15 protein-coding genes are annotated in these 15,806 nt (G+C 67.9%); 7 read left to right on the top strand and 8 right to left on the bottom strand.

The window, feature by feature from the left end; translation table 11 throughout:
* Positions 1-56 precede the first annotated feature (56 nt).
* Positions 57-626, top strand: a complete 570-nt coding sequence (locus LADH09A_RS04520) for a hypothetical protein (protein ID WP_238643458.1) — start codon at positions 57-59, stop codon at positions 624-626.
* A 300-nt stretch (positions 627-926) separates the two neighbouring features.
* On the opposite strand, the gene LADH09A_RS04525 is transcribed toward LADH09A_RS04520, so the two are convergent.
* Entirely contained in the window at positions 927-1,271 is a 345-nt protein-coding gene (locus tag LADH09A_RS04525) for a hypothetical protein (RefSeq protein ID WP_238643459.1), read from the bottom strand.
* 175 nt (positions 1,272-1,446) lie between these two features.
* On the opposite strand from LADH09A_RS04525, the gene LADH09A_RS04530 reads away from it, so the two are divergent.
* Positions 1,447-1,920 (top strand): hypothetical protein, encoded by a 474-nt coding sequence (locus LADH09A_RS04530; protein WP_238643460.1) that lies wholly within the window; start codon positions 1,447-1,449, stop codon positions 1,918-1,920.
* A 775-nt stretch (positions 1,921-2,695) separates the two neighbouring features.
* Here LADH09A_RS04530 and LADH09A_RS04535 read toward each other — a convergent pair.
* Positions 2,696-3,469, bottom strand: coding sequence for a hypothetical protein (locus LADH09A_RS04535; RefSeq protein ID WP_238643461.1), 774 nt, complete (start codon positions 3,467-3,469; stop codon positions 2,696-2,698).
* A gap of 404 nt (positions 3,470-3,873) precedes the next feature.
* Between LADH09A_RS04535 and LADH09A_RS04540 the strand changes: the two genes are divergently transcribed.
* Entirely contained in the window at positions 3,874-6,150 is a 2,277-nt protein-coding gene (locus tag LADH09A_RS04540) for a glycoside hydrolase family 44 protein (protein ID WP_238643462.1), read from the top strand.
* 175 nt (positions 6,151-6,325) lie between these two features.
* On the opposite strand, the gene LADH09A_RS04545 is transcribed toward LADH09A_RS04540, so the two are convergent.
* Positions 6,326-7,303, bottom strand: coding sequence for a GNAT family N-acetyltransferase (locus LADH09A_RS04545; RefSeq protein ID WP_238643463.1), 978 nt, complete (start codon positions 7,301-7,303; stop codon positions 6,326-6,328).
* Between the two features lie 204 nt (positions 7,304-7,507).
* Between LADH09A_RS04545 and LADH09A_RS04550 the strand changes: the two genes are divergently transcribed.
* A complete protein-coding gene (locus LADH09A_RS04550) occupies positions 7,508-8,047 on the top strand; it encodes an RNA 2'-phosphotransferase (protein WP_238643464.1) in 540 nt (179 codons plus the stop codon).
* Positions 8,048-8,424: 377 nt separating this feature from the next.
* Here LADH09A_RS04550 and LADH09A_RS04555 read toward each other — a convergent pair whose 3' ends face one another.
* Together LADH09A_RS04555 and LADH09A_RS04560 are read right to left on the bottom strand one after the other, a co-directional pair.
* Complete coding sequence (locus LADH09A_RS04555) at positions 8,425-9,882, bottom strand: SMI1/KNR4 family protein (protein ID WP_238643465.1); 1,458 nt, start codon at positions 9,880-9,882, stop codon at positions 8,425-8,427.
* Between the two features lie 558 nt (positions 9,883-10,440).
* The gene (locus tag LADH09A_RS04560; protein WP_238643466.1) at positions 10,441-11,061 is read right to left on the bottom strand and encodes a TetR/AcrR family transcriptional regulator; all 621 of its coding nucleotides are present in this window, start codon (positions 11,059-11,061) and stop codon (positions 10,441-10,443) included.
* A 184-nt stretch (positions 11,062-11,245) separates the two neighbouring features.
* Here LADH09A_RS04560 and LADH09A_RS04565 point away from each other — a divergent pair, with 184 nt between their 5' ends.
* Complete coding sequence (locus tag LADH09A_RS04565; protein WP_238643467.1) at positions 11,246-11,701, top strand: anthrone oxygenase family protein; 456 nt, start codon at positions 11,246-11,248, stop codon at positions 11,699-11,701.
* Positions 11,702-11,744: 43 nt separating this feature from the next.
* On the opposite strand, the gene LADH09A_RS04570 is transcribed toward LADH09A_RS04565, so the two are convergent.
* Complete coding sequence (locus tag LADH09A_RS04570; RefSeq protein WP_238643468.1) at positions 11,745-12,326, bottom strand: TetR/AcrR family transcriptional regulator; 582 nt, start codon at positions 12,324-12,326, stop codon at positions 11,745-11,747.
* On the opposite strand from LADH09A_RS04570, the gene LADH09A_RS04575 reads away from it, so the two are divergent.
* Positions 12,244-13,239 (top strand): hypothetical protein, encoded by a 996-nt coding sequence (locus tag LADH09A_RS04575; protein WP_238643526.1) that lies wholly within the window; start codon positions 12,244-12,246, stop codon positions 13,237-13,239. The two genes, LADH09A_RS04570 and LADH09A_RS04575, sit on opposite strands and share 83 nt — an antisense overlap.
* A gap of 197 nt (positions 13,240-13,436) precedes the next feature.
* Here LADH09A_RS04575 and LADH09A_RS04580 read toward each other — a convergent pair whose 3' ends face one another.
* Both LADH09A_RS04580 and LADH09A_RS04585 read right to left on the bottom strand, forming a co-directional pair.
* Entirely contained in the window at positions 13,437-13,577 is a 141-nt protein-coding gene (locus LADH09A_RS04580) for a hypothetical protein (protein ID WP_238643469.1), read from the bottom strand.
* Between the two features lie 364 nt (positions 13,578-13,941).
* A complete protein-coding gene (locus LADH09A_RS04585) occupies positions 13,942-14,415 on the bottom strand; it encodes a MarR family winged helix-turn-helix transcriptional regulator (protein WP_238643470.1) in 474 nt (157 codons plus the stop codon).
* 228 nt (positions 14,416-14,643) lie between these two features.
* Between LADH09A_RS04585 and LADH09A_RS04590 the strand changes: the two genes are divergently transcribed.
* Entirely contained in the window at positions 14,644-15,579 is a 936-nt protein-coding gene (locus tag LADH09A_RS04590; protein WP_238643471.1) for an NADP-dependent oxidoreductase, read from the top strand.
* Positions 15,580-15,806 lie beyond the last annotated feature (227 nt).

Here is a 15,806-nt window from a genome sequence, read left to right on the forward strand (position 1 = left end):
CCGAAGAGTTGCGTCAGCACCGCGTGGCGTCCCCCGGGAGCCCCGATCCCGCGACCATGGGTCTGCTGGACCTGCGTCGCATGGAACCAGATCGAGCCGAGCGCATCGTCGCCGCTCTCAGCCAGGGGTCAGTGGAGCTGACCAGGTTCTGTCATCCTGGCCCGATGAAGCCCAACCTGGAGAGGATTCCGGGCAAGCAGGACCCGCTGGCAGAGGCGATCCTCGCCCGTGCGCCGCAGCGGATGGATCAAGGGTTCGTGAATTCCCTTGATCCCTCCACTTCACTAGCGCTGGGACGATATGGCGTTCGTCTCGCCACACTGGCGCTGAGGCAGGGCTCTCCGGGCTTGTTAAGCCGTTCATTGCTTGCGACAGGGCTCGCTGGATGTGTGCAGCCCGACGATGCCCGGAACATCATGGTGGGTCTGGCGTTGCCATGGATCGTGGCACAGCAACTTGACGCGTCCCCGGCCACGGTGTTCGCCACCGTCGCCGACAGTCTTCCGGGTGGTCCTGTCGCCGACTTGTTCAAGAGCTTCGGCGCCCGGACGGACATCACGTTGGAAGCCTTCGGCTGGGAGTTGATCCCAACCGCCAGCGGCCCGGACTTCCGCCCGCTGTACTGACCACCAGGAGCACCGGCGGCGTCAAGGGTCCCGGCCTGCAACCAACACACGGCCGACCCGGGCTGGCACGAGCATTCCAACTGTCCAGGACCGTCAGTGGACGTCCGCCGCCGCTGGTGTCCGTTGTCACCCAGATGGTCACTTAGCCGTTGCTGGGGCTGGAGATCCCTCGATCCGTGAAGGACGCCGCGACGTGGTCGAAGACTCTGACGGCAAGCTCGGGCTGCGCGAGGGCAGCGGACAACGGTAGTTCCAGCTGGGGGTCGTAACCGGGCAGGCCCGTGACGGTCTGGACGGCCTCTACGACGAATCCGTCACCGGCCAGCCTCGGCGTTGCAGCTCGTCAACCACTGTGCCAGCACGAAGCGCCCAGAAGATGACCGCACCGTCGTGGCCGTTCCGCACGAACCGGACCCCGTCGGCCAGCACGGGGACACGCCCGAATCGGGAGATCGATACGAGGTTCGCGCGGGTGACACGGAACTCTCCGAACAGGGACGTGACTGTGAGGTCGCTCGTTCCCACGCGGAGCCGCGCCAACGGCCAGGTGGCGTTCTTGTTGCTTCGGTAACCCAAGCCCCACGACCGCACACCAGAGTCAACATAGGCGACACCCCCGCGCGTGCTGAACTCCTCGTCAATCACCTGCCGATCATCACTGACGCTCGCAACAACCGAGCGTGAGGGATGCGAGCCCACGTCCGCAGAGCGTGCGGCCGGCTGGGTCAATCGACCCCGGGGACGCCGGGGAGGACTACGCGGACTTCGCGCGAGCCAGGAACTTTGGCCGACGATCCGCGCACCGCCTAGCCTCTTCGGCATGGGACAGCTGCGCGGCTTTGCCATCCGCCTGGCCATGGATGAGCCGGTCGGCGATGACCTGCCGATGGCGGCTGCTTACGCTCTCACCCGAGGTGTTGACTCTCCGAGCTTGCGTGAGCTCGCTGGTCTTTCGAAGGGCCAGTCACGGGAAGCCGTTGACCTGTTCCGGCAGGCGATGAACGAACTCGGCTGTCCGGTCCCGGACGAGAGCGGCGCCCGGCTACACCTGATGCGTGAGGCAGCAGCGAACATCGTTGCTGGAAAGGGTGACCCCGAGGACCTGGCCCACGAGATCTACTGGCAGGCGTGCGGCTCCGGGATGCCAGAGCTGCGAACGGTGGGCGATCGCTTCTTGGAGCTGTACGCCGGATGGGGCGTTACGAATGACCAGGCAGAGGAAGCGGTAGCGGCGATGAAGGCAGCGGCGCAGTCGTTCCTTTACGACCACCCAGCAGATGACCCGACTCCGTGACCCTCTGGTTGCCGTTTCATGGACTTTGGCTGCTTACGGGCGCGGCTTTGCTGACTCATCAGTGGTCGCGTGGTTCCAGCCGTCCTGAGGCGGGACCGGCCCAGAAGGAGCCACAATCGGCGGAGCAGGCACTCGGCTGATGGCATCCGTGATCCGGGCCGTGGGCGTCGTCGGTGTTGCTGGAGTCCTGGTCACCGTGGTGGTCCTCGCGCTGATTTCCTTCGCGAAATCACGGCATCGTCCGGCGGACGATGACGCCGGGGACTTCCCGCTCAGCCCCCCGCTGGACGGGGGCGGCGGTGGTGACACGGGCGATGGCAGCTGCTAGACGTTGGATGCAACCTTGAGCAGTGATTGCCCAGCTGGATCACGGATCACGCGACCAGGAACCCGTCTCGGTAGTCGCTGCCTCCATGTCTCCTTGTCTCCCTCGCCTCCCCTCCAAGACCGTGCAGCGCAGCGGAATCGTTCTCAGCCGAGCAGTCGCCTACCGCGGTCTTCCTCGTCCCGCCGCCTTCAGTGCCGCGGCCGCCACCACGTCGATCAAACCGGACCTTGCCGCCGTCGTCGGCACAGTCATCTGGCGGCGCCCATCGTCGTGCTCTATCTGGTCAGTTCGTGTCGCACGTCAACGCGCGCTCGGTCTGACTCATGGCCGCCTGGTTGGTCAGTGCCCTGCTGATGATCATGGCGGTCATGGGCTTCCGGGCCCTGGTGGTCAGCCTGGCCAGCAAGCGGCGGCCCTCCACACGGCTGCGCCGACCGGGGCTCCAGATCAGCAGCCGAGGCGCTTACTCGAAAGGGCGATGTCGTCGATCCAGAGGTCAAACTCGCCCGGCGTCGTGCCGCCCTGGTAGAGCTGCCAGCCGATCTTCACCGTGTCAACCGTCGGCAGGACGAAGGGAACATCGTTGCCACCGTGGTCGCTCGTGGAGGCTGTCAGCTCCGGGTTCGCCACGCCATCGATCCACACCGCGACGCGGTTGTCCGCCGCGTCTAGCTCCCACTCGACGCACTGCCAGGTGTCCTCAGCGACCGGGGCGGACTCCCGCCAGTTGGTCCAGTCGCCGGTCGGACCGCCGTCGGCACCGACCCCCCAGAAGGTCCCGGGGACCGTAGGCGCGTACTGGCCACCGACCGGGCGGACGACCTCGGCGCTGCCGGTGCCGGTCGCTTCCACCAGGGTGAAGTGCGCCCAGTCCGGGGCGGTGGGGAAGGCATCGACGCGCAGACGCATCCGGCCGTAGAAGTGGTTGCCCGGCGCGGCGAAGTCGTCGACGCGCAGGAAGGCGCGTCCGTTGTCAACGGTGTGGATGTGCAGCACCTGGTTGCCACGGCGGGCACGTTCGACGGTGAGCGTGCCGTGGCGGGTGTCGACGCCCCAGTTCAACGTGCTGGGCCCTCCGGGAGGCAGTCGCTCGAAGTCCTCACAGAAGAGCAGGCCACGGGGGCACGAGGGCGGGGAGGCCCCCGCTGCGCCGGCCGGAACGCTGCCGACTGCGGCACCGAGGATCAGGGCGGCGCTGAACACCGCGAGAAAACTACGCATCGTCATCCTCCAAGATGGCTGGTTCCCGACCACAGGGGTCGGGCCAGCAGGAACTTCCCGGCCATGCGACGCTGAGGCGCGTCCGCTCGCACCGCTGCGGCGGCGTTGCCTCCGCGCTGCGCGATCCGAGCTGTCCCGGCACGACCGCACCAACCAAGACATCGATGCGCGTCATTATATATGTGAAGAGGCTGACTTCGTTCGACCGGCAGTCGGTCGACCCTTGAGTCCCCCTGAAGCCGCCTGGGTGTAGCCGCAAGCAGAGGTGCGACTCGCCGTACCAACTCCCCGCACAGGTCGAATCGAATCGACACGCCCACAGTGAGCCTTGCGGCGTTGACTCAGCGCCAGGAAAGCGCCACGCTGTGGAAGCGCTCCCATCGTCGAGCTCCTAATCGAGAGGAATGCTCGTGCGACCCACCACAGCTCTACTCCCGGTCGTGCTCGCCACGGCCCTCGGTGGTCTGGCCCTGCCGGAGCCCGCCCTGGCCGCGGCCGGCCCGGCGCTGGCCGTGGACGCCACCTCCACCCGGCACCCGATCAGCCCCTACATCTACGGCATGAACTTCGCCGACCAGGCACTCGCCCGTGATCTGCGGCTGCCAGTCCACCGCTACGGCGGCAACGCCACCACCCGGTACAACTTCCGGGCCGACACCACCAACCGCGCGTCGGACTGGTACTTCGAGAACATCCCCAACGACAACCCGAGTCCGGCCGACCTCCCGCAGGGCTCCGAGACCGACCGGTTCGTGCAGCAGAACAAGGCCACCGGCGCCGCCACGGTCATGACGATGCCGATGCTCGGCTGGATCGCCAAGGACCGGTCGCGGGCCTGTGGCTTCAGCGTCGCCAAGTACGGCCCCCAGCAGTCCACCGACACCTGGGCGCCGGACTGCGGCAACGGCACCAAACCGGACGGTTCGCCGATCACCGGCAACGATCCGGAGGACACCAGCGTCGCCGTCGGTCCCGATTACGCCACCGACTTCGTCAACCACCTGAAGGGGCAGTTCGGCGCCGCCGCCGACGGCGGGGTCCAGTTCTACAACCTGGACAACGAGCCGGACCTGTGGCACTCCACCCACCGCGACGTCCGCCCGACCGGGCTGGGCTACGACGAGCTACGCGACCGCACCTACGAGTACGCCGCCGCGATCAAGGCGGCCGACCCCGGCGCGAAGACCCTCGGTCCCGTTGGCTGGGGCCTGAACTCGATCCTCTACTCGGGCCTCGACCAGGACACCTGCTCGCGCACCGGCTGCTGGTCGAACCCGCCGGACAAGGCCGCACACGGCGGCCAGGACCTCGGCCCGTGGTATCTGGACCGGATGCGCGAGTACGAGCAGCAGCACGGCACCCGCATCCTCGACTACTTCGACGTCCACCTCTACCCGCAGCAGGCCGGCGTGTTGGGCGACGCGGCCGGCGACGCCAACACCCAGGCGCTGCGACTGCGCTCGACCCGCCAGCTCTGGGACCCGACCTACGTGGACGAGAGCTGGATCAACAGTCCGGTCCGGTACATTCCGCGCCTGCGCGAGCTGGTCGACCAGCACTACCCGGGCACGAAGATCGCGATGACGGAGTACAACTGGGGCGCCTTCGGGTCGCTCAACGGCGCGCTCGCCCAGGCTGACGTGCTTGGCATCTTCGGCCGCGAAGGGCTCGACCTGGCCACCCTCTGGACCGCGCCCACGGCCGACCAGCCCGTGGCCAACGCCTTCCGCATCTACCGCAACTACGACGGCAAGGGCGGCGCGTTCGGCGAGACCTCCGTCCGGGCGACCAGCGCCGACCAGGGCAAGCTGGCCGTGTACGCCGCCGAGCGCAGCGCCGACAAGGCGCTCACCCTGGTCGTGGTCAACAAGACCGGCGACGACCTGACCAGCCCAGTCGCCCTCACCGGCGCCTCCGCCAGCACCGCTCAGGTCTACCGCTACAGCGGTGCGGACCTCGCCGGCGTCGTCCGGGAGGCCGACCAACCGGTGACCGCCGGCGGCCTCACGGCCACCTTCCCGGCCAACTCGATCACCCACCTGGTGCTGCCGCGTGACACCACCCCCGGCGACACCCAGGCGCCCACCGCCCCGGGCAGGCCGACCGCCGGCACGATCACCGGCGACAGCGTCGCGCTGGCCTGGACGCCGTCCACCGACGACACCGCCGTCACCGGCTACGACGTGCACCGGGTCGACACCACCGGCACCGTGAAGGTGGGCACCGCCACCGGCACCACGTACACGGTGACCGGGCTGACGCCGGACACCCCGTACACCTTCGTGGTGACCGCCCGTGACGCGGCGGGCAACGTCTCGGCGGCCTCGCCCGGCCTGGCCGTGCGGACCGCGCCCACGGCCCCGACCGTCGGCTGCACCGTCGGCTACACGGCGAACAGTTGGCCGGGCGGCTTCACCGCGACCGTGACGATCAAGAACACCGGCACCACCGCGATCGACGGCTGGAAACTCGCCTTCGACTTCTCCACCACCGGCCAGAAGGTCGGCCAGGGCTGGTCGGCCACCTGGAAACAGAACGGAACGAGCGTCACCGCGGACAGCATGAGTTGGAACGGCACACTCGCCCCCGGCGCGTCCACCAGCACTGGCTTCAACGGCACGTGGAGCGGCACCAATCCGGCACCAACCGCCTTCACCCTCAACGGTCAACGCTGCGGGTGATCCGAGAGACCCCCACTCCGTGCCACACCGGCGGAGCAGGCCCGAGGGGTTCGGGGCGCAACGGCGCCCCGAACCCCTCGCTGCCTCAAGGTGATACGAATGAAGCCTGTGCGCCTTGGCAACCACCGCAGCTGTCACGCGGCCTGCCCGGCAGAGCAAGCCGCGCAACGCAGTGTCAGCTGGAATCAGGGCCGAGGCGTCGCATCAACACCGCGTACCCACGCCCCGAGCCGACGAAGCCGAGCTTGCGGTAGAGCGCCAGAGCCGCCGGATTGGTGTCACTCACCCGCAGGCGAACCTGATGAAAGCCTGCGGACCGAGCCCCGCGGAGGGCGTAGGTGATCATGGCGGTGGCGAGGCCATGGCGGCGCCAGGAAGCTCGGCTGCCCAGACAGTGCAGCACTGCGGTGGGTTTCTCCGTGTCGTCGTCGGCGAGCGCAAACAGGAAGCCGGCCACCGGGTTCCCGGTCCCCTCCGGCTCCACGAGCACCAGGCGGGACAGGTCGGGTAGGAACCGGGGGTGCGCGGTGGCATGCGCTGGCCACATGCGCTGGTCTGGTCGGATCGCGGACGGGCTGTCGGAGTAGGCCTCGTTGTGGGCCAGCCGGGCCAGTTCCTCGTAGCGCTCGTCGACGGGGCTCAGCACCAGGCCAGGCGGCAGCACCTCGGTGGGCAGCGAGTCCGGCAGCGTCAGGACCAGGTCCCGCTCGTGCCGGACCAACTCGAAGCCGTGCCGGGCCAGAAGCTCGCGTCCGACGCGATCGTTCTCGGCACACCGGGTGCCGAGGACGGCTGCCTGCGCGGGTCCGCGGGCCTGCCGCACCTGCTCGGCCTGCCCGAGGAGCCAGTGGTACAACTCCGCACGGACGTCGCTCGCGGTGTCGGGACGGACCACGTTGGCCAGCCGGATTCGGAGGACGTGATCGACCTCGCCCATCTCCGCGACCTCCCCGTACGCGGCGACGGCCCCGTCGTCATCGCGGCCGACCCGGGTACCCGACCCGAGTTCCGGCCCGAGAGCCGCCAGCCGTCTCGTGACGTCGTCGGCGTGCTGCTCGAGGCCGACGGGCGCAACCGCCTCGACTCGCCGGAACAGGGCTGCCAGCGACACCGCATCGGCCAGCGTGGCGGGTTTCCAAGGCGCGATCTTCATCGATGCTCAAGGTACAGACCGCCGGCAACACCGGCTTGCCACCGCGGAACACCGACCGGGTGTACGGCAAGGTGGTATTCATCGAACAGGTCAAGTTCGGCGGGGCTGGCGGCCAGGCCGGGCCAACCGGTCAGCAGAAGCCCGGGTTCGGTGTCGTCGGAAACTCTCTCGATTCGAGCGACAGGAATCGGCCACAATGCCCGTGTGGAACGCGAGCACCTGGTGAAGTTGAGCAAACGGTTGTCGAAGGCACTCCGGCACGATCCCGACCGGGCCGGCCTGGTGCTCGACCCGGCCGGTTGGACTCCCGTCGACGCCCTGCTCGCCGCCCTCCGGATCGAGCGGGCCGAGCTGGACGCGGTCGTCGCCGGCAACGACAAGCAGCGGTTCGCTGTCGAGCGCGGCACCGACGGGGTGCTGCGGATCCGGGCCAACCAGGGCCACTCGGTCCCGGTGGACCTCGGGCTGCCCCCGGTGACTCCACCGGACCGGCTCTATCACGGCACCGGCGCCGGTGCGCTGGAGTCGATCCGGGCCACCGGCCTGCACCGCGGCGGTCGGCACCACGTCCACCTTTCCGCCGACACCGAGACCGCCCACCGGGTCGGCGCCCGACGGGCCGGTCGGGTCGTGATCCTCACCATCGACGCGGCGGCGATGGCCGCCGACGGGCACGTGTTCCACCGCAGCGCCAACGGCGTCTGGCTAACCGACGCGGTCCCTGCCAGCTATCTGCTCGACTGAGCCGGGCCGGGCCCGGACCGCTGTTTCCGGCGGAGTGCAGGCGGCCTCGAACGGGATGCGGCACGAGAGACCGGCGCGGCGAGCCCGCGGGAGGCTCAACCAGTCCCCAGGCGGCGACGCGGATCTCCCGCTGGTCGATCATCTCGGTGCCGTCGCCGTCATCGAACGGGTGACCGTCGACGATGTTGGCGGACGTCGCATCCGGCATCGCCAACCTCCACAACACATCATCCTCGCCGGCTGAACACCGGCCTGGTGCCAGGCAACGCATCACCCAGGTCCGAGACGTCCCTCAGGTAGCTCGAGAAGCCAAGCGGAGCCACGTTTCAGCTACCCGGCGGAGCCGATACTGCGCTGTTCGGCCTGGCGCAGACGATTCAAAGGTCGCCGGTGACGGTGTAGAAGCTGCTGTCGCGTCCGAATGCCTGCGACCAGCGGGCAGCGTCACTCACCCCGGCAGATCCACCCAGCCCGGCAGCGGCCAGCTGGGCCGGTTTCCAACCGGAGGCCAGCAGCTCCGTCCACTGGCGGCCGTTGAGGGTCAACACTCGCAGCACAGGGAACGTCGCGATCGCGTCGATGTCCGACACCGCGGCCCCTGACAGATCTAGACGGACCAGGTTCGGCAGGGCGGCCAGCTCGGCGACCGACGTCGGCTCGTCGTTGCCACCCAAGGTGAGGTCAATGAGGCTCGGCGGCAGTGCGGCAAGTTCCCATCGGGCCGCATCCACGTGCAGGCGCTCGATCTGCGGCACGGCGGCACGAGTCAGATCGACGCGTGGGACCTCTCCACGTATCACCAGAGATCGAAGGTTGGTGAAGGGCTCGAACTCAGCCAAGGAGACCGGCGCTTCCGTGCGGAGCACAACGCCCTGCGCCGTCACCGGCAGGTCCGCGGTCTTGTCCGCCCTGATCTCGGGGCTGGGCGGTGAGGGGCGCTCGTCGTCAAGAGTCGCGATCGCTCGGCGGAGCAGGTCGGTGACCGAGGCGGCGACATATTCGACCGGCGCCCACACGTCCCGCCCGTGCGTGACCACCTGACCGATGCGGCCCAGCGGTCCTGGATCGAGATCGACGGCCGCGAAGTTCATGCCGTAGTCGCGGGCGAACGTCACCCAGCCGTTGCTCGAGGACACGCGCCGCACATGCCCGCCCGGCACGCAGTCGAAAATCATCGCGTCGTCGAACGGACCGTCGTGGTAACCGGGGTAGTTCTTCCGGTTCCACTCGACGAGTACGTCCAAGGGTGCGAGGACGAACGGGTCGAGCAGTCCCGACTCGCCGCTGTCGTCATGGATCAGCCGGTAGAGGGCCCGCAGATCCTCGGGCAGCCGTAGCCCGAGGTGCTGTTCGGCGGCGAGGATCTCCTCCTCGGAGTAGCCGGTCGCGTACCCCTGCGAATGATGCCGTGCGGCGAACTCGCCGACCAGCCGCTCGACCTCGGCAAGGACCGCCGGATCGGTGACGCCGGTATCGGTGGCGCCAGGTTCACGGGCTGGCGGCAGTTCATGTCCGGGCAGACGGTAGTCCTCGTCGAGGACGATCCGGGCCGGCAACGACGGGACGTCCCGCGACCAGTGGATTGTGTAGGGCCCGCTCGGATCACCGATCATCTCCACGACCAGTCCACCGCCGGCAACCCCGGGCAGCGCCGCCACGGCATTGTTGAGGTCCAGGTTGTTCCAGCGGCCGAGCAACGCCGGCTCACCGGCCATGGTGTAGGTCTGGCTCTGACTGCCATGCCGGTGCACGGTGGTTAGCTGGTAGCCGGGCTCCGTCAGGCCCGCCACGAACGCCTTGCCCAGCTGGTGCAGAACCTCGTCGATCTGGGTCACGCCGGGATTGTCTCAGCCGCGCCTGGTGGCTCACCTTCTTGACACCATGGACGGTTCACGCCGTGGCGCTTACGGGCTTCTGACCTGCACAAACCAAGGGTGGACGATGCTGGTATCGAACCAGCGACCTTCTTCGGTGTGTAACAGGACGCCACACCGACTTTGACCTGTGACAACGTGAAGCCGCAGGTGGGGGTGGGTGCAGTTGAGCGCCGTTCGATGCTGTCAGACGCAGTTCTAGGCTGTTTAGAGCAGTCCGCTGCTCCCAACCTGCTCCCCCGGACCGGGCTGGCACCCCGCCGCCGACCAATCGTGAACTGTCGGCCCAGTGCTTTGGTTGGCACCAGCGCTGGCTCCAGCAGCCGCACCGGTCGATCGGCGAGCACGCCCACGATCGCCGAGCCTTGTCAGCGGCAGATCCGGATGATCGATCAGCGTGAGCGCCGGACGCCGGGATAGCCGGATGCGCTGCTTTCCCCGCACGGCGGGTCAGGCCCGGATCCGCAGGTGGAGAACGCAACATCGCCCTAGGAGAGGAACGGATGACCCACCAGCGGATCAAACGCCAGCCCCACCTGGTAGAGGGGCGACGCCATCGTAGGCAGCGGTGACGGTCCTGAGGAGCTCGACATTGCTCGGGTAGGTCGCCGAGAGGAGTTCGCGTATTACGGGTTCACGGTCGTAGTCGTCGGCCAGACGTAAGCCGAGGATGACGTTGGCCATCATGCCGGCGGCGAGGGTCTGACTGGCTTGTTCGGGTGTGAGATTGCCGCGGTTGACAAGCACTCGGTAGACGCGGAGGAAGCCGTCTCTGGCGAGTGGCCCGATCTCCGGATCGGCGCCGGCGGTGAAGGCGTGCGCGAGGCAGAGTTGCAATCCCTGCTCCTTGAACAGTTGAAGGTAGGCGACACCGATACGCGGCGCGAGGTCGCCAGGTGCGTCGTCGTCGATCGTCTGCTCGAACACCTCGACCACTCTGCCGAGCGCGTGCTCTATCGCGGCTCGGATGAGCGCGTCTTTGCTGCCGAACAAAGACACCACGTAGGGCTGGCTCACGGCGGCCTCGCGGGCGATGTCTGCCGTGGTGGTTGCGGCGAAGCCCTTGCTGCCGAAGATCCGGATCGCCGCAGCGAGCACGGAGGCGCGTCGCTGGGACGAGGAGAGTCGTTTCTGGCCCATGGTTGACATGTTATCAATCAATCAATAATCTTTGCCGATCGGCCACCTCGGCGTGAGCGCCGGCGATCGCGGCGATCGGCTCCAGCCGTGCTTTCTCATGTGCGGTGTCACGTCGCGGCTGGTGCGGCACAGCTCGCCGATGGGGCGTGACACTGTGCAGTCCGGCACGATGAGGGGACCGGGTATGGACGTGCTGATGTTCGCCACCGTCGCGGTGCTGGGGTTCACGGCGTGCGCCGAGTTCGGCTCCTATGCTTTTGTGCATCCGGTGGTCAAGCGTCTGGCGCCGCGTGACCACATCCTGGTCGAACAGGGCCTGCTGCGTACCTTCGGGATTGTGATGCCGGTGCTGATGACAGCTTCGCTCGTGCTGGCCATCAGCTACGCGGCCCGCCCTGATGGGGCGGGGTTGCCCGAGGTGTTGCGTTGGGTTGCGGCCGCGAGCTGGGCCACGGGCATCGTCACGACCGTGGTCGTGAACGTGCCGATCAACCTGTCCACACTGCGCTGGGACAAGGATTTCCCTCCGGAGCGCTGGCAAGAGCGCCGTAACCGCTGGGAGTGGTTTCAGGGATACCGTTCGTGGGCCTATCTCGCGGCCTTCCTGCTCGTCGCTCTCTCGGTCGCCACGGTCGGCTGAGAGAGGTGACAGGACGGCCCGTCATGAGGCGCCTCACGACACTTCAGGCCAGGAGTTCGCGGGCCAGGGCATCGGTCCACCAGCGCTCGACTCGATCGGGTTGCCAGCCGCGTTCGCCGGTCAGTGTGGCGTAGACGTCGATGTTGCAGATCGCCGCGTAGATGTCGACGGCCGACGGAATGTCCAATCCTCGCCGGAGAACGCCGCCCGGCCACGACGAGAACACCTGGATCCTGGTCTCGTCCCCCTGCTGACGGCCGTCGCGGTAGGCGGTCGCCAGCGCAGGCTCGGTGCGGCCCGCCTCGCGCACGAGCGCGATGATGTCACCGGCGCGCTCGAAGAGCCGCCGGTCGTAGCCGGCCATCGCCGCGAGCTGCCGCACCGGATCGTTCTCGGCCCCTTCCAGTTCGGCGAGTGACTGCGATGGATTTGCGGCGATGTCTGCTGCGTCGGCCAGGGCCTGGATCAGCCCGGTCTTGTTCCCGTACACCGCGTAGACGGTCGGCACCGAGACCCCCGCCTCCCGCGCCACGTCACGTACCGTGGTCGCCGCCCAGCCGCGGGAGAAGAACAGTCGACGAGCGGCGCTGGCGATCTCACCCCTCGTCTCTGCCGCTTGCGCCACCCGGCGCAGTGATTCATACCTTCGCCTGCCTGTCTCCGCGGTCAATGGCTTGCCTCCTTCAGTTTTCGGGCCTTATATTGAATATATGTTGCGTAAACCTGGCGTCGCGGGCACCTGGACGTTCTCGCGGATCGCCGGACTCGCCGGACTCGGCTTCGCCATCCTGATCGCCTCCACCAACGCCTTCCTGGTGCCAGCCGGCCTGCCCCACACCGGCGCTGAGACCAACGATGTTGTCCAGTTTTTCACCACCCAACAGAACACCGTCGGCCTCGCGTCAGCACTCGCCCCGATCGCCTGGGTGCTGGCCACCCTGTTCGGCGCCGGCGCGGTCTCCGTGCTGTGGCGTTCCGACCTCGAACAAGGCACAGCCTGGTCCCTGGTCGGGTTCGCCGGGGTGATCATGCAGAACATCACCTTCACCGGCGTGATGGCCACCCGGCTCGCGCTCGCATCAACGACCGCGCACGACAGCAGCACGATCGCCGGGCTCTGGGCACTACACAACGCGCTGTTCATCTTCAACGGCACCTTCCTGGCACTGGCCATGACCGGCCTGTCCATCAGCGGCCGACGCGCCGGCCTGATCCGCCGCTGGCACAGCGGGATCGGTTTGCTTGCCGCCGCACTCCAGTTCGGCTCGGCCGTGCTGAGCCCTCTGGCCATCGACGACCCCGCTACGGTCGGTCTCCTCGGCCTTGTCGGCTGGCTAATCTGGGTCGCGTGGGTCGTCGCCTACGGCATCACCCTGATCCGCCCGACATCCGTCCCCATCCAGGCGATACCGAATAACCGACGCACCGGTCCCGTTGAGTCATCTCAATCAGACCATCGGCAGGCCGACCTACCCGACGGCCAGCGTCGCCCTCCAGCACAGCAGCGCGTCGAACCGCCGGAGAACGCGCAGGCATAGGCATCCGCTCATCCGCGGATCAGGATGCCGAGCGGTAGCGGGCGTCGTCACGCGCGGATCGTGGCGGATCCGGATGTCAGGCAATGGCTTCGAGGGATCCGCAGGGCTTCATCGATCATCACCGCTTGCAAAGCCGTGACCACAGCACCATCAGCAGTTGGTCCAAGAACCTAGTGTGGCGAACGATCCCTGTTGGGCTACGTGCCGGCGGCCTGCCGCAGGAGTTCGAACATGAGCCGGTCCTGCGGCTTCAGGGCCCCCCGGCTCTTGTAGTTCGCCTCGCGGAAGAGTAGTTGCCGCTGACCGTTGCCGACCGCCGAGATGGGCGACGAGGACACCACGGACCCGTTTTGTCGCTGGGTCGACAACAAGGAAGTCTGAGCCCGTCACCGGGTCAGGACGCCATGGCGATCTCCGGCTACGAAAATCTTGCCGGAGCCAACTTCATGCAGAGGCAGATACGCCAGATGTGCGGAGGCTCCGCCGGCCAGGCGCTGGGGAGGGCACGACGGCGGCGGATCGGCCACCCACGTCCGCCGACAATGAGTAACTAATGGACGTGAGATGGCAGCACCCGGATCGCGGCAGATGCGGATGCCGAGGGTCGTTCCGTTCCGCCATGCCGACCGCTTCTATCGCCGTTGCTGAGACGGAACCCTGGGGACCCGGCTGAGGTGTCGAGCTCAGTTCGGTGGGCGTCGTTCACCGCTCGTCGAGTTGCTCGCGTACCAGAGCGGCGATGCGGGAGAGCGCGGCGCCGAGGTGGCGTTGCTGTGCAGCGCTGAGTGGGTCGAACACCAGTTGCCTGACCCGCTCGACGTGAGCTGGGGCGCTGTCCTCGACTTTACGCAGTCCGGCGTCAGTCAGGGTCGCGAGGGTGTACCGGCCGTTGTCTGGGTCAGGGCACCGGGTGACCCACCCGTGCTGCTCGAAACGAACCATCAGCTTGGACAGCCGTGGTTGCGTGCTGTCGCACTGCGCGGCCAGGTCGCTGAGCCGCATCGTGTGCGTCTCGGTCATGGACAGCCGAGCCATCACGCTGTACTCGAAGTTCGAGATGCCCTCGTCCCGCTGCAACTGGCGGTCCAGCAGCGTGGGCAGCGCGACGACCACGGTGCGCAGGTCCTGCCACAGCTTCTGCTGCTCGTCGTCGAGCCATTGGGGGGTGCCGGTCATTCGCGCAGCTTACTTGACTGGGCAACCCTGGCACCCAGATGCCTTTCGCTGTTCAGAGGCCGGCACTGACCCGGCCGGCCTCTGTGATGCCGCGCACCTTGACTTGCCTAGGCAAGTGAAGAACACTCGTTCACAGTTGCCCAGGCAAGTGCGGCGGCGTCGCGCGGCGTCCGGAGATTGCCCTGTTCGCCACGGATCCGGCACCGGCGAAACCATGAGGAGAGTGCAGTGAAGGCTATTCGCTACCACGAGTTCGGCAGCACCGAGGTCCTGCGCCAGGAGGAGGTGGAACGTCCGGTCCCCGGCGCCGGCCAAGTGCTGGTGAAGGTGGTGGCCACCTCGTTCAACCCCGTCGACGACCACATCCGGCTGGGTGTCCTCGCTGAGATGATCCCCACCCCGCTGCCGATCACCCCCGGCCTCGACGTCGCGGGCACCGTTGCCGAGCTCGGCGACCACGTCAGCGGACTGCAGGTCGGCGACCCGATCATCGCCATGTTCCCGCTGCACGAGCACGGCGGAGCCGCCGAGTACGCGGTCGTGGCGGCCGACCTGGTGACCGCCGCGCCTCGCAGCATCCCTCTGGCCGACGCCGCCGCACTTCCCCTGACCGGGCTGGCCGCTCGCCAAGCGGCCGTCGAGCTCGCCGGGATCAAGACTGGCCAGACCGTTCTCGTCAACGGGGCAGGCGGTGCGGTGGGAAGCATCGTGGTCCAGCTCGCCGTCGAAGCCGGCGCGAAGGTGACCGCTGTCGACGGCCCCCAGCATGCCAACCGCCTGAACGGCTACGGTGCGGAGAAGGTCGTCGACCCGCTGGACCTCGATGCAGGCCCGGCCCCTGTCGGTGGTCCCTTCGACGTGGTGGTGAACCACGTACGCCTGGCTCCCGAGAACCTCGCGAAGCTGGCCCCCTACGTGGCCGACGGCGGCATCGTCGTCAGCTCCGCCGGCCCGGTGCCGGCCGACGAGGCACGCTCGGTACGCACAGCCGGCGTGTGGGTCGGCCCCGACGCCTCACACCTAGCCGACCTAGTCTCCCGCATCGACAACGGCGTACTCAAGCTGCACATCGCCGACCGCCGACCGCTGGAGGAACTGCCGACCATCCACCAGGATGCCAGCAACGGCAAGCTGCTCGGCAAAACGGTCATCGTCGTCGCCTGACGCCACGTCCACGTCCACCATCGAAGCCCCTCGTCGGTGGTGGACGCCGACGTACACGGAGCAGCTCGGCCGGCCGGGCGGAGCTGCGGCCATCTCGGCGTCGTTCGTAGTCGTCATGGGCGCGGTGCTCGCAGCAGCCCGGCGACCGGCACGCCGTCTTTCCCGTTCGGAGGGCCGCCATCGGGAAGGACGACTTCTTCGAGCTCACCGGCTGCGCCCCGCATCAA

Source organism: Micromonospora cabrerizensis, from assembly GCF_022230955.1.
GTDB classification, from domain to species: Bacteria; Actinomycetota; Actinomycetes; order Mycobacteriales; family Micromonosporaceae; genus Micromonospora; species Micromonospora cabrerizensis.

Coding starts and splice junctions, on each gene's coding strand:
- LADH09A_RS04545 (WP_238643463.1), bottom strand. CDS start 7,303: ATGAAGATCGCGCCTTGGAAACCCGCCACGCTGGCCGATGCGGTGTCG.
- LADH09A_RS04530 (WP_238643460.1), top strand. CDS start 1,447: ATGGGACAGCTGCGCGGCTTTGCCATCCGCCTGGCCATGGATGAGCCG.
- LADH09A_RS04585 (WP_238643470.1), bottom strand. CDS start 14,415: ATGACCGGCACCCCCCAATGGCTCGACGACGAGCAGCAGAAGCTGTGG.
- LADH09A_RS04535 (WP_238643461.1), bottom strand. CDS start 3,469: ATGCGTAGTTTTCTCGCGGTGTTCAGCGCCGCCCTGATCCTCGGTGCC.
- LADH09A_RS04540 (WP_238643462.1), top strand. CDS start 3,874: ATGCTCGTGCGACCCACCACAGCTCTACTCCCGGTCGTGCTCGCCACG.
- LADH09A_RS04560 (WP_238643466.1), bottom strand. CDS start 11,061: ATGGGCCAGAAACGACTCTCCTCGTCCCAGCGACGCGCCTCCGTGCTC.
- LADH09A_RS04565 (WP_238643467.1), top strand. CDS start 11,246: ATGGACGTGCTGATGTTCGCCACCGTCGCGGTGCTGGGGTTCACGGCG.
- LADH09A_RS04520 (WP_238643458.1), top strand. CDS start 57: ATGGGTCTGCTGGACCTGCGTCGCATGGAACCAGATCGAGCCGAGCGC.